General features: G+C 47.3%; 9 protein-coding genes. 5 read left to right on the forward strand and 4 right to left on the reverse strand.

Translation table 11 applies throughout. The annotated features are described in order from the left end of the window. Nucleotides 1–254 precede the first annotated feature (254 nt). Genes ANCC_RS04075 through amrS form a run of 3 tightly spaced genes read left to right on the forward strand, consistent with a single transcriptional unit; the run spans nt 255 to nt 6,230 of the window. A complete protein-coding gene (locus tag ANCC_RS04075) occupies nt 255–4,022 on the forward strand; it encodes a diguanylate cyclase domain-containing protein (RefSeq protein WP_039946511.1) in 3,768 nt (1,255 codons plus the stop codon). Continuing rightward, nucleotides 4,013–5,398 carry an AmmeMemoRadiSam system protein A gene (amrA, locus tag ANCC_RS04080; protein ID WP_006566602.1) on the forward strand — a complete coding sequence of 462 codons (1,386 nt, stop codon included), beginning with the start codon at nt 4,013–4,015 and terminating at the stop codon, nt 5,396–5,398. Before ANCC_RS04075 ends, amrA begins: the two co-directional genes overlap by 10 nt. A 4-nt stretch (nt 5,399–5,402) precedes the next feature. After that, complete coding sequence (amrS, locus tag ANCC_RS04085) at nt 5,403–6,230, forward strand: AmmeMemoRadiSam system radical SAM enzyme (protein WP_039946510.1); 828 nt, start codon at nt 5,403–5,405, stop codon at nt 6,228–6,230. Between the two features lie 42 nt (nt 6,231–6,272). Here amrS and ANCC_RS04090 read toward each other — a convergent pair whose 3' ends face one another. Further along, a complete protein-coding gene (locus tag ANCC_RS04090) occupies nt 6,273–6,716 on the reverse strand; it encodes a hypothetical protein (RefSeq protein ID WP_182483059.1) in 444 nt (147 codons plus the stop codon). A 174-nt stretch (nt 6,717–6,890) separates the two neighbouring features. Between ANCC_RS04090 and ANCC_RS04095 the strand changes: the two genes are divergently transcribed. Beyond that, entirely contained in the window at nt 6,891–7,874 is a 984-nt protein-coding gene (locus ANCC_RS04095; RefSeq protein WP_233458264.1) for a hypothetical protein, read from the forward strand. Nucleotides 7,875–7,938: 64 nt separating this feature from the next. Here the strand turns inward: ANCC_RS04095 and ANCC_RS04100 are convergent, their stop codons facing one another. After that, nucleotides 7,939–10,074: a sensor domain-containing phosphodiesterase gene (locus ANCC_RS04100; RefSeq protein ID WP_233458263.1), complete on the reverse strand. Its 2,136-nt coding sequence runs from the start codon at nt 10,072–10,074 to the stop codon at nt 7,939–7,941. Between the two features lie 225 nt (nt 10,075–10,299). Between ANCC_RS04100 and ANCC_RS04105 the strand changes: the two genes are divergently transcribed. Next, the gene (locus ANCC_RS04105; protein ID WP_039946506.1) at nt 10,300–12,315 is read left to right on the forward strand and encodes a penicillin-binding transpeptidase domain-containing protein; all 2,016 of its coding nucleotides are present in this window, start codon (nt 10,300–10,302) and stop codon (nt 12,313–12,315) included. Here the strand turns inward: ANCC_RS04105 and ANCC_RS04110 are convergent. Both ANCC_RS04110 and ANCC_RS04115 read right to left on the reverse strand, forming a co-directional pair. Further along, a complete protein-coding gene (locus tag ANCC_RS04110) occupies nt 12,293–14,068 on the reverse strand; it encodes a BlaR1 family beta-lactam sensor/signal transducer (RefSeq protein ID WP_039946503.1) in 1,776 nt (591 codons plus the stop codon). The two genes, ANCC_RS04105 and ANCC_RS04110, sit on opposite strands and share 23 nt — an antisense overlap. Nucleotide 14,069: 1 nt before the next feature. Continuing rightward, the gene (locus ANCC_RS04115) at nt 14,070–14,456 is read right to left on the reverse strand and encodes a BlaI/MecI/CopY family transcriptional regulator (protein ID WP_006566593.1); all 387 of its coding nucleotides are present in this window, start codon (nt 14,454–14,456) and stop codon (nt 14,070–14,072) included. Nucleotides 14,457–14,526: the final 70 nt, after the last annotated feature.

The following is a 14,526-nucleotide window of genomic DNA, read 5'->3' on the forward strand; positions in this document are numbered from 1 at the left end:
ATCGTTTTTTGCACACTGTACTGGATAAATAAAAACTTAACAGGTATTGTCAAGTGAATTTAACGCAGTATCTGTCAGAGAAAGCAGATGAAGAAAAAAACGATTGCAGAGTGGAAAATATCGTATGAAAACAGCTGGTTTATCCGGCTGTTTTTTTGCGTTTCTCTTCTTGATTTGTGTTATACTTATTAATATAGTTTATTTTGGAAATTATAGATGGGAAGTTTTTGAAGTTTAATATCGGGGGAAATGTGATGACAGGAAGAGACACTATTTTAATCGTTGATGATATGGAGATAAACCGTGTCATCCTCCGCGGAGTGTTTGAAGCAGATTATAATCTTCTTGAGGCTGAAAACGGACAGCAGGCTCTCGTCCTTCTGGAACAGTACCACGGACGGATCGCCGCGGTGCTGCTGGATCTGGTCATGCCTGTAAAAGACGGGTTTCAAGTATTGAAGGAGATCGGGCAAAGCGGCATGATCTCTGAATTTCCTGTGATCGTCATCACAGCAGAAGATTCAGTCCAGAATGAGATGCAGGTTTTTGACATGGGGGCTTCCGAGATCATTATGAAACCCTTTGAACCCTATGTGGTGAAACGGCGCGTCCAGAATATTGTTGAGCTGAATCAGCACCGGCTGAACCAGGAAGAACTCATCGAGGAACAGGCGGCAAGGCTCAGGGAGTCCAACTCTGCCATGATCGATGCCCTCTCGTCCATAATCGAATACCGCAGCGCAGAGACGGGACAGCATATCCGGCGGATCAGGATTTTTACAAAAGCACTGCTTCATGATGTGGCATTGAGTTACCCGGAATACGGTCTGGAAAATTCCGAGATCCAGATGATCGTCAGCGCCTCATCCATGCACGATATCGGCAAGATCGCAATCCCCGATGCAATCTTAAACAAGCCGGGCCGACTCACAAAAGAAGAATTTGAGATCATGAAGACCCATTCGGTCAAAGGATGTGAGATTCTTGCAGGTCTGGACCGGATGAGTGACAGACAATACCTTAAATATGCGTATAATATATGCAGATACCACCATGAACGGTGGGACGGCAGGGGGTATCCGGACGGTCTGAAAGGGGACAGCATCCCGATCTATGCCCAGGTCGTGGGGATTGCAGACTGCTACGATGCCCTGACCACTGACAGGGTCTATAAAAAAGCTATCGCTCCGGAGAAGGCATTTACGATGATCCTGAACGGCGAGTGCGGGACTTTTTCTCCGAAATTATTGGAATCTTTTAAAAATGTAAAAGACATATTTGCAGAATATTCAGAAATATATGCGGACAGGAGCGTGCCAAAAGGGGAGTCTCCGGATCTGGATATATCGGAAAAAACCCATCACAGGAAAGCGATAGACACCCTTCAGATGGGGCAGGCAAAATATTTTACTCTTCTGAGATATGCAGACTCTACAGTTATGGAAGTGGATCTTGGAACAGGCATTCACCATCTTGTATATGCGGCCAGCAGTAACTTCTCAGCATTAAAATCCGGAGACCGGTTTGAGGATGTCCTGAAAAATTTTGCGGAAAAATCTGCACACCCGGAGGACCGGGAAAGTATGCTTCATTTTCTGGGACCGGATCTGGAACAGTTTCTCGATGACGGTTTGATGAAAATAAGCCGGAAATTCCGCATTTACGACAGGCACCTGAAAACATACGGCTGGTGTGAATGTACGATTCTCAGAATCTCCGACGGGCACCCTTACCAGAGAAGGATCATGCTGGTCTGGAAAGAGTTGAAAGAAGCAGGAGAATTAAAGCAGCCCGGAACTTCCAGGATTCCGGGCACAGGGGGAGCAGGAAACCTTCTCGGGGGTATCCAGCAGTGCTTAAACGATAAATATTTTACGATGCTTCAGATCAATGAAGGGCTGGAAAATCTGCTCGGCTATGAGGCCTGGGAAATCAAAGAAAAATTCCGCGGACATTATCTTGAGGTCATTTACCCGCCTGACCGGGAGGAAGTCCTGGCTCAGACGAAAAAACAGCTGAGTTCGGGGAATGTTATTGAACTGGAGTACCGCGTTGTGGCAAGGGACGGGCAGATCATATGGGTTTTGGATAAGGGAAATCTGGTGACAGGAACGGACGGAAAGGAACATATCTTCCGGACACTGATCAATATCACTCAGTCCAAACAGGCTCAGGAGGAACTGAGGCTGACTCTTGAAAGACACAGAATCATCATGGAACAGTCCAATGATGTCATTTTTGAATGGGATATGAAGAAGGATAAAATGCTGTACTCTTCCAACTGGGAGAAGAAGTTCGGATATATTCCGGTCATGGAGGAAGCCAGTGAGAGACTGCTGACACAGTCCCATATTCATCCTGAAGATCTGGAAGTTGTGGAAGAACTGCTCCGTGATATGGGAGGCAGCATGCCGTATGGGCAGGCTGAGTTCCGCCTCGCGGACAGGGACGGCTGCTACCGCTGGTACAAAGTAAAAGCTACGGCTCAGTTCGACCGGGCTGGAAAACCGTTTAAAGCCGTGGGGATCATGGCAGATATTGACGATGAAAAGAGAGCTTCACAGGCATTGGAAGAAAAGGCGTCCAGAGATGAACTGACCGGACTCTACAACCGAAAAACTGCCAGAAAAGAGATTGAATACTATCTGGAAAGAAGAGATCCAAAAGAAATGGCAGCCATGATGCTTATTGATGTGGACGATTTTAAACTGATCAATGACCGGTACGGACATATGTTCGGGGATGCCGTGCTTCAGGAGATATCATCGGTTCTCACGAGAGTGCTCAGGAAAGAAGATGTTATTTCCAGGATCGGCGGCGACGAATTTCTGATTTTTATGAAGGATATCCGCAGGGTAGATATCTTGAAGAGCAGGGCGGAAAAGATCAGGGAATCTTTTCAGTCTATGTTCCGGCAGAACATGACATCCTGCGAGTTTTCCACAAGCATAGGAATCGCTTGCTGCCCTCAGGATGGGACCCGTTTTGAAGACTTGTTCAGACACAGTGATCTGGCACTGTATGATGCAAAATCCAGGGGTAAAAACGGGTACAGCCTGTATGAGCATTCACTGTCAGAACAGGGGGGCGGTTTTCCCGGAATACTGCCTGCCGCAAATACGAGGATCGATTCCAACGAAGAACAGGGGAAGAAAATAAATGATCTGATCGAGCAGATCATTCAAAAGATATGTGAAGAGAAAGATCTGGAGACAGCGGTAGATTCGATTCTTAAGACAGCAGGCAGACATTTCGGCGTGAGCAGGGCTTATATCTTCGAGAAATCGGAAAAAGGGTGCGCCAATACATTTGAATGGTGCAGCAGGGGTATCAGGCCGCTGGCAGAATATCGCCAGACTATATCCGATGATCAGTTTGAAGCACACTGCAAGAATAATTTTGATGAGAACGGGCTGTTCTACTGCCCTGATATCGCGCAGCTTCCAAAAGAACAGAAGGAAGCGTTAGAGCTCAGAGGGATCAAATCAGTCCTTCAGTGCGCTATCAGGGATGGGGGTGAATGCAAAGGCTTTGTGGGATTTGACGAGTGTGTTATCAGGAGAATGTGGACGAAGGATCAGATTTATGCTCTGACACTGACCGCAATGCTCCTTTCGGTCTTCTTGTTAAAAAAGAGGGCACAGGACAGGGCCGAGAAAACTGCCGCAGGCCTTCAGATGGCTCTTGATAACCAGAATTCCTGGATCTATATCATCGACCCCGATGATTTTCATCTGATTTATATCAACGAAAAGACAAACAGGATGGCACCGGATGTGAAGACAGGAATGTACTGCTATGAGGCGTTTTTTGCAAGGACCAGGCCGTGTGAGGAGTGTCCGGCAAAGAATATAAGCAGAAATATCAACAGGACCATGGAGATTTTCAATCCTGTCCTGAATGTATGGACGGAAGCAGATGCATCGCTGATCCGGTGGGGAGAAAAAGATGCATGTATGCTGTCCTGCCATGACATTACCAAATATAAATACCACAGAAAGGATGATGGAAAATGGCTGTAATTGGTGCATTTATGGTACCGCATCCCCCGCTGCTCATTCCCGGGGTGGGATGCGGAAAGGAGCAGGCGGCGGCAGACACCGTAAAAGCTTACAGAGAAGCCGGAAAAAAAATCGCATGTCTTGCCCCGGAGACAGTCGTGATCGCGACACCCCACTCTGTCATGTATACGGACTACTTTCACATTTCTCCGGGAGACGGGGCCCGGGGGGATTTCTCACAGTTTGGAGCGGAAGAGAGCCGGATCAGTACCGGCTATGACCGGGAAATGACAGAAATGATCACGCGGCTGGCCGAAGAAGACGGATTTATGGCAGGCACTGCAGGAGAGCAGGAGAAACAGCTGGATCACGCGTCGATGATTCCTCTCTATTTCATACAGCAGACTTATCAGGAGTTTCAGACGGTCAGGATCAGCCTTTCGGGTCTTTCTCTTTCTGACCACTATACAATGGGGCAGTATGTGAAAAAGGCGGCAGACTGCCTTGGAAGGAAGACAGTTTTTATTGCCAGCGGAGATTTGTCCCACCGGCTGATGGAGGACGGGCCTTACGGATACTGTGAGGAAGGTCCGCGTTATGACAGCAGGATCATGAAGACTATGGAAAGCGGAGATTTTCTGGAGCTTTTTAATTTTGACGAGGAATTTCTTGAGAAAGCAGGAGAGTGCGGCCACAGGGCTTTTGTGATGCTGGCAGGAGCCCTGGACGGCATGGCAGTGAAAACGGAGAAACTCTCTTACGAGGGGCCTTTTGGCGTGGGATATGGGGTCTGTGCCTTTGAGCCGCTCAGGGAGGACCCGGGCCGAAAGTTTAAGGACGAGTATGTGAGACTTCAGAGAAAGAAGGCGGAGCGAAGGCAGGCCAGGGAAGACAGCTTTGTGCGTCTGGCGAGGCTGTCACTGGAATCTTATGTGAGAAACGGAACTATGATCGGAGTTCCGAAAGGGCTTCCGGAAGACCTCTTGAGCAGCAGGGCAGGAGTCTTTGTCTCTCTGAAGAAAGAGGGAAGGCTGAGAGGCTGCATCGGCACTATATGTGCGACGAAATCTTCTGTTGCGGAGGAAATCATACAAAATGCAGTCAGCGCCGGAGCAAGAGATCCGAGATTCTCCCCTGTCAGAGAAGAAGAACTGGCTCAGCTGGAGTACAGCGTGGATGTCCTGGGAAAGACTCAGAAGGTAACATCAATGGAGGAACTGGATGCCCAAAAATATGGAGTCATCGTAACACGGGGAGGGCGGAGAGGGCTTTTGCTTCCGAATCTTTCCGGCGTGGATACCGTGGACGAACAGATTGAGATTGCAAAACAAAAAGCCGGGATCGGAGAAGAGGAATCTGTACAGGTCGAACGGTTTGAAGTCATAAGGCACAGGTGAGAAGATGAAAGAGACATGTACGGTATGCATGCACCGCTGCAGGCTGAAACCAGGCCAGTTTGGAAGGTGCGGGGCCAGGAAAAATGTAAACGGTATGATCGTGTGTGAAAACTATGGCAGGATTACTGCCCTGGCTCTGGACCCTATCGAAAAGAAACCGCTTTCTATGTTTTATCCTGGGAGCGTCATACTGTCTGTGGGAAGCTTCGGATGCAACTTACACTGTCCCTTCTGCCAGAACCATGACATTTCCATGAAGAATGCAGATGAGGCGGAGACGGTCTTTCTTGCACCGGAGAAGCTTGCACTCAAGGCATCGGAACTCAGGGCCAGAGGCAACATCGGAGTCGCATATACTTACAACGAACCGCTGACAGGTTATGAATATGTGAGAGACGCGGCAAAAATAGTAAAACAGTACGGAATGAAGAATGTTTTGGTGACCAACGGTGCTTTTTCTGAAGCCGTGGAAGAATCGCTGCTTCCTTATATTGATGCGATGAATGTGGACTTGAAAGGCATAAGAGAAGATTACTACAGGAAATTGGGAGGAGATCTGGGGACGGTACAGAATTTTATCAAAAAAGCGGCAGACAGATGTCATGTGGAACTTGCCGCACTGATCGTTCCCGGAGAAAATGATTCGAGGGAAGAGATGGAGGAGATGGCCGCCTGGGTGGCCTCTGTAAATCCGGACATTCCGCTTCACGTGAACCGGTTTTTTCCGAGATGGAACATGGCGGACAAGAAGGCCACGGAAACCGAAAAGGTCTACCGGCTGGCAGAGACAGCGAGAGCTTATTTGAAATATGTATTTGTGGGGAACTGCTGAGAGAGAACAGCGGGACATGGTCCTTGCTGTTCTCTCCTGTGTTCAGGCATCATATGCTGCAATGCTCACGGCCCCCGTAATGCTGAAGGCTTTTGGAGATTCCGGATAGCTCACCCGGAAACTCAGGGAAGCAGGGCTGTGCAGGGCTTTATCTGTGATAAAACAAGCCGATGCTGATGCGAGCCCGTCTGAGGCGGCGGGGGAAAAAGAAGCATATAAAAGCGCGGGATTGCTGTTGATGCACGGAAGGATACGAAAATACTTCCAGCTTCCGGGACCCGCAATAAAATGATAGCTTACAAAGTAAAATGAAGACGGCATCAATATGGCTGTATGTTCATCTGCCTGTCTGATCTGTCCGCCCTGTTCAAAGACCTGAAACAAGGGAAGGAGACTTTCGGAGGCAGAATCGGCATCAATACTATATTGGGCGCAGGAGGGCAGATGGCTCCCCAGGGATTGGCAGGAGACAGTAAAATGATTCAAAACATCACATCCATAATTTGTCTTTCTATATTTTATGGTGCCGGATAAAATATGTGAAAGAAAAAACGAGGGAGAAGATGCTTCAGAGAAAAAGTATATTGTATACTGGTAGGAAGGATACGTATTCTATGGTAAAATAAAAAAAAGATGTACAGTTTAGAAAAGAGGTGCAAGATGGAGCAGAAAAAAGAAATGAAATGGACAATTCTGAAAAGCTCTGCACAAGGTTTATTGGACTGCCTTCAGTGTTATACAAAGAGCCAGCTTTTAGAGATTGCCTCTTTTTATGGAATGGACGGCACACGGTACAGGAAGCATGAACTGGCGGAGAAACTGGAATACGAGATTTTAGCCCAGACGCCAGCCGTTTTAAAATACAGCTCTTCCGAAGACCTGAGAGGACTGAAGCTGCTTTTGAGTGAGCCGGACGGGGAAAGCACCGGGATCTGGACATACCAGAGAAGAGGCTGGCTTTTTGTGTTCGGTGAAGACGGCGGGAGGAAGTTAGTTGTGCCGCCCGAAGTAGAAGCAAAGATCGCAAGATTCCTGTCCAATACAAAAAACAGGGAGACAGTCGTCCGCAACCAGGAGTTTTACCGGTATGCAAGAGCTCTGGCCCATTTGTACGGCGTTTATGAAAAAAAACAGCTGATGAGGGTGTGGGAAGAGTTTCACAGCACACCTCTCAGGAAAGGGGAAATTTCGAGATTTTTAAAATTCTCCGAAAAAGTCTACGGGGATTACCGTGTCGAAGGGCGCTACGTGATCTCCTCCAAAATTTCGGATACCAGAGTCTGCCTAAACCTTATGAATGAGGTGAAAAACCTGCCGTATTACATACCAGATCAGGAGGAGATCCGTCTGTATTATGAAGAATATGTGGATGTAGATGCACCTGAGTACAAGGAACTGAGAAAGTTTCTGGAGAAAAGGAAACACAATCCCCTGTCGTTTGCGGAACTGATGACCGCACTGGAAGACAATCTGCTCTTAGGAGGCGGTGTCTCTCAAATGTTCCTTCTGATGAAAGACGCCGGTATTTTTCTGAATGAGATACATGAAAAAGAGGAATTCCTGGCCTGCTGCGCACGCTGGCAGAAACGAACCCGGCAGTGGAGATACCGGGGTTTTACGCCGGAAGAGATCATGGAAGAATAAGAAGTACAGAGCCTTATATGGCCTCCGCTGCCTGATGCAGCGGAGGCCATATGATTTTGCAGTTTTATTCTGCGGGGGAGTTTTTCGGTTTGTTTTGTTTTTCTTCAAGGAACCGGCAGAAGTCAGAAAGGGGCATAGGACGTCCAAATAGATAGCCCTGTATGCCTTCACACCGCAAAGCTTTTAGGATTTCAAACTGATCCTGTGATTCCACGCCTTCCACGATGAAACTGATATTCAGAGTCTTACAGATATAAGCCAGAGCCTGGATAAACATCATGGCTTTTTCATTGCTCTCGATGGAGTCGATCATGCTTTTGTCCAGCTTCAGCGTATCAATATCGCTGTTAAGAACCAGAGACAGGTTGGCATATTTGACTCCGAAATCGTCGATGGCCACAGAAAATCCGGCTTTTTTGATATCCCGGATCATATCATCCAGAAATGTCTCGTCGATGTTTTCTGCACTTTCCGTGATCTCAAACTCCAGGAGACTGCGCGGTACCTGATACTGATCACAGATGGAAAAGATCGTCTTCAGAAAACCGGCATCCACCAGTGTGAATCGTGAGAAGTTTACAGAAATAGGGAACACCGGAGAATCGGACTTGATAAAGTCCTGGATGATCCGGCAAACTTCTTCAAATACAAAAAAATCTACATATTTTATGGTCATGGCAGATTCCAGCAGCGGAATAAAGCTGATGGGGGGCTCTACGGTTCCATCCTGGCCAATATACCGCACAAGAGCCTCGGCACCGATGATTTCCTGTGTACTGCACAGGACTTTTGGCTGGAGATACACACAGAACCGTTCCTCTTCAATGGCTTTCAGAAGATGATCAAGACTTTTGAGATCGAGCCGGTCATCAAAGTAATTCCGGTATCTTGAAGAATTTGGATTGGACCGGTAATACTCTTTTTTGTCTGTGTACATCATCTTATCTGCCTCAGTTAAGAGAACCTGAAAGTCAGACGGGCTTTCAGACCAGCTGTATCCGACGGCGCCGCTGCCGTCTACCGAGTGGGAAAACAAATATTTAAGTTCACGTATCATACGCATAAAGTGCTCATTTTTTATATTCAGACAGAGAATGGCAAATTCGTCTCCGCCGATTCGGTAGATCATATGCTCTGAGAAGATGACCTGAAGCTTTTTGGCGGATTCTTTGAGAATTTGGTCTCCGCACTGATGGCCCTTAGTGTCATTAATATCTTTCAGTCCGTTCAGATCCAGATAAATGACCCCGGCTGAACGGAAATCCTGTCTGCCGAAGCGGTCGAGATCTTCATTGAAACGGTTGCGGTTATAGAGTCCGGTCAGTGTATCCAGGTAACTCAGATCTTTCAGCACGCGGTACGTGCGCATCTGCTCCATGCTGGAAGAAAGAAAGTAGCTGAGAGTCTCCAGAAAAGCCTCTACCTGATCAAAAAGATCTCCGGGCGGATTGTCTACTCCGATGTAGCCGGCAAGACGCTGGTTAGAAAAAAGCGGTGCTGCGATCAGCCGTTTGATATTCTGGGATGAAAGGACCTCATATTCTTCCGGTGACTGACTCCTGAGATCTTCCATGTCTTCTATAAAAATACACTTGTTATTCTCAAATTCTCTGCTCCAGCGGTCGATCAGGGTCACAGGCAGATTCTGCAGATTGTCTTTCTCAGGGTCTATGCCTTCTGCACACCATTCGTAGGTGTTGTTCATGGTCTGTCCGCTGATTTCAAAAATATAGGTCCGGTCTGCGGAAAGGAATCTTCCTGCTTTTTCAAGGATCATCTGTACGGAATTTTCTAAATCTTTGGTCTGGTGGAGGATGCGCAGACATTCCAAAAGAAGTTCTTCTCCTTTTGCTTTGTTTTTCAGCAGTTGTTCGGACTTCTCCTGTTCTGTCAGATCAAATCCTATCTCCATCCGCGCCGGACGGCCGTTCCATTCGATCAGTTTATCTTTTAGTATAAAATGCCGGTTTGTCATCCTGTTGGTGAAACGCCATGTATAGACAGAATCCCTGGACAGCAGATGGTTTGTGCAGAATTCACACGGCTCATCCCTTCCCTGAAGAAGACGGTAGCATGTTTCCCCTTTATAGTTTTCTGCACCGAACAGGCGCTTGCCGGAACTGTTCAGATACAGAAGTTCGTATGTCTCTATATCTGCGACATAGATTACTTCTGCGATTTCGTCGATTAATTTAAACACGATTACCCTCCCCTGTCTTTCTGCGAGTCTTATTATATTCATCTGCGGCAAATACTGTACTTATTATTATACAACAGATTTTGCCAGATTCCCACCCGCTTTCCGTGAAAAAGCTGGAAATTATTTCTGAGATTTCCGACCGTTTGGTTTTCCTTGACACATATATCCTACACATGTAAGATATAAATGATATTGATACCAGAAGATCAGGAACAGGAGGTGTTTATGAAAAAGGCAGGAATTTTTATATTCGGAGCAGCAGCACTGGGCATCGCTGCATATGTTCTCTGGAACTATTTTGGCACAGGGCATCCGGGAGATGTACTTTCCGAGTATGTTTCGTGTATTGAAAAAAAAGACTATGAGTCGATGTACAGACTGTTGGATAAACGAAGTCAAAAAGAGATATCAAAAAAAGAGTTTATACAGAGAAATCAAAAGATTTATCAGGGGATCGGGGCTGAAAATGTGGAGGTTACTGTGGATAAAGATTCAGAGGGGGATAAGGTTTCCTACCGCATGTCAATGGATACGATCGCAGGCAGAATTTCTTTTGATCATCAGGCTCATTTTGAGAAAGTGGGGAGAGATTACCGTCTCAAGTGGGATGACAGTCTGATTTTTCCGGACATGGAATTCACAGATAAAGTCCGCGTCACGAAGTTAAAAGGGACTCGGGGAGCAATCTACGACCGAAATGGGAAAATGCTGGCCGGGAAAGGAAAAGCCGCATCTGTGGGACTTGTGCCGGGGAAAATAAAAGACCGGAAAGCTTCTGTATCCGGTTTAGCGAAACTGCTTGGTGTGAAAAAGGAGGATATTGATAAAAAGCTTGACGCATCCTGGGTCACAAAAGATTCCTTTGTACCGGTAAAGAAAATGACGCCTGTCCAGGAAGCGAAAATAGAGAAGAAACTGTTAAAGATATCCGGTGTGCTTGTGTCTTCAGAGGACAGCAGAGTGTATCCGTATGGAAAGAAGGCATCACACCTGACCGGATATGTCCAGGAGATCAGCGCAGAGGAACTGGAAAAAAAGAAAGATCAGGGATATGAGCAGGGACAGCTGGTGGGGAAAAGCGGTCTTGAAGTATTATATGAAGACCGGCTCCATGAGACCGACGGATATAAGATATCGATCCTCAATGAGGACGGCAGAGAAAAGAAGGTGCTTGCCGTAAAAAGGGAAAAGAATGGGGAAGATATTTATACAACGATCGATGCGGGACTTCAGGAGAAAATTTATGACCAATATAAAGGTGATAAAAGCTGTTCTGTGATGATGAATCCGAAGACAGGGGAGGTCCTGGCTCTGGTCAGCACTCCGGCCTATGACAGTAATGACTTTGTGCTGGGGATTCCGGCGGATCAGTGGGAGGAACTGAACAAAGACAAGGCAAAACCGCTCTACAACCGCTTCCGCCAGAAATGGGCGCCGGGATCCTCCTTTAAGCCGGTGGTGGCAGGGATGGGCATGAATACAGGAAAACTGAAGCCCAATGAGGATTTCGGATACAGCGGGCTCTCATGGCAGAAAGACAGCAGCTGGGGATCTTATAAAGTGACGACCCTGCATACATACAAGAACGCAGTGCTTGAGAATGCACTGATTTATTCCGATAACATTTATTTTGCGAAGGCGGCGTTAAAGATCGGGGCCCGGGACTATGCGGCACAGGCAAAACATCTCGGGTTTGGCCGGGAACTGCCTTTTGACATTAAGACGGCAGTGTCTCAGTTTTCAAATAATCAAAAAAGTATTGATTCAGAAGTCCAGCTGGCTGACAGCGGGTATGGCCAGGGCCAGGTACTTGTGAATCCGGTTCACCTGGCATCGATCTATTCGGCCTTTGTCAACAAGGGCAGCATGGTGCGTCCATATCTTCTCTATAAGAAGAAACCGGAACCGCAATACTGGATTAAAGACGCATTTTCTGAAAAAACGGCGGAGATCTTGAGAAAAGATCTTATTCAGGTCATCGAACACCCGGACGGCACCGGACACGGGGCAAGGACTCCCGGCGTGAAGCTTGCCGGAAAGACCGGAACCGCCGAGATCAAAGCGAGCAAGAGCGATACTTCAGGAACAGAGCTTGGATGGTTCGGGATTTTTACTGCAGACAAAAGTGAAAAAGAGCCATGGCTTTTAATTACCATGGCAGAAGATGTGAAAGAACGCGGGGGCAGCGGATATGTCGTGAAGAAGACTCTTCCGGTGATCAAAGCGAAAGAGAACGAATAATCTCTAAGGCAGTCCGGGCTGCTTCCTTCCCCGATGCGCCGTCGCGGCCTTTGATTCTCAGGGCAAAGCAGTACGTATTATCTTTGGTTTTCAGAATACCAATGAACCATCCGTTTATGTCATGGCCGTCTATGCTGCCGGTCCCGGTTTTTCCATACAGGGTGCTGTCGGGGCCGCTGTTGAGCCGGATGGAATTTTGGACTGCTCTGACCGATCTCTCAGAGCAGCCGAGTCGGTTTTGATCAAAATCTCTGAGCAGAATGACCTGTTCTAAGGGGGAAATTTTCAGAGAGGATTCCAGCCAGAAAGAAGTGATTCCGCCGGAAATATCCTCATTGCCGTACCGGATGCGTCTGAGTGTTTTTTGCAGTTCCGTTTTCCCAAGCTTTTTATCCAGGGTCTGGAAGTACCAGTTGACTGAGGAGGACATGGCGCTGTCAAGAGTCTGGTCTTTATTCCAGGATGAAAATGGATACTGCTTTTGGTCCCAGGCAATCTCAGATTTGCCGGGGGAGATCACGCCGGCATCCAATGCGGCAAGTGCGCTGTATATTTTATAGGTGGAATCCGGGGAGACTCTCTGCCGGCTCATTTTTTCATTGTATATGCTGTACTGGTCTTTATTTTTATCATATAGGACAAAACAGCCCTCATTTTCCGGAAAGAAAGAAGACAGATCAACCGAAACGAATGGCCGGTCAGGTTTCCCGGATACGGAGTCCGCCAATAAATTATGATTCTGAACGAAAGGCGAGAACAGGAGCCAGAGGATCAGCAGGAGAGAAAAACCTGCAAGTTTTGTTTTCTTTGACGGCCTGCGGTAGGAGGCGATGGCCGTGATGCGCTGTTTTAGCTGGGAATCGCTGCCTCCGATGCCTGAGGAAACAGAAAATATCTCTCCGGAAGACAGGTATCCTGCAAAATTCAGGATTGTGTGGCCGTAAGAATTCCATTCCTGCTGTCTTATATGATTCAGTACGGAAGCGTCACAGGCTATTTCCCGATCTGTCCGCATTTTTTTGAGAGAATAAAGCACGAAAGGGTGGAACCAGTAAAGCACCCTCACGATACAGCAGATGAGGCTGCCGGCGAGATCACCCCGCTTATAATGGCTCAGCTCGTGATAAAATACATAGGAAAGTTCTCGTTCAGAAAAGACCGAGAGAAACTTTTTCGGAAATACGATGACAGGGAAGAAGATCCCGAATGCCATGGGAGTATCTGTGGTCTCGGAAAGCACAAAGCGGATGTTTCTGCGGATTCCCAATTCCTCTTTACACTGGAGAAAAAGGCGCTCTGTATCCATATTTTTAACGAAAGCCATAGAGCGGCCCAGGCGGTTTAAACGGACACAGTGATATAAAAAGACGGCAGTCATGGCGGCAGCGCCGGCAGCCCAGATCCAAAACAGGGCAGTAAAGACCGGGCCGGGGACAGATGCTCCGGCGGATACGGCGTAGTCGCTGATTTGTACGGCAGAGCCTGATGCGGCGGAGGCAGGGGAAATCTGTACAGCCTGCCTGGAAGCATTCGTCATAAAACTGATGATAAAAGAGCCGAGATCCGCTGATCCGGGCAGACGGACGGGAAGAAAGAAAAGAAGAGCGCAGAAACAGTAAAGATACCAGGTCATATGCCGGTACTGCGCTGTCAGACAACGCCGCAGCAATTTTTGTCCTGCCAGGATCACAGGGACGATAAAAGCAAGAAACAGGCAGTGGAAGAGAAAATTCTCCATCAGAGCTTGATACATGTTATTCATCCTCCCTGCCAAGTCCCGCATCCAAAATCTCTTTTAATTCATGGATTTCCCGGGCTGTCAGCCGGTCTTCTTCTAAAAAATTTGTTACAAGCGAACTGAAACAGCCGTCATAAAAGCGGTTGAGAAAACAATCTGTCTCCTGTTTTAAGATCTCCTCCTCCTTTACCAGAGGGGTATAGAAAAAAGCTCTGCCTCGTTTTTCATAGGTCAGGGCTCTTTTTTTGACCAGTCTTGAGAGGAGGGTCTGAACAGTCTTCGGACTCCAGTCATTTTGGGCGGCCAGAAGCTTTGTCACCTGGGGTGTGCTGATCGGCGCATGGGCCCACACGGTTTTCATCACTTTATATTCGGCATCTGAAATCTGGGGAATCGGTTTCATAGGTCCACTCCTTTTAATCTTACAAATGTAGTATATAAAATTATAACACAGGATGTTATAAAAAGTAAAG

Origin of the sequence: Anaerostipes caccae L1-92 (assembly GCF_014467075.1) — a bacterium.
Lineage (GTDB): Bacteria > Bacillota > Clostridia > Lachnospirales > Lachnospiraceae > Anaerostipes > Anaerostipes caccae.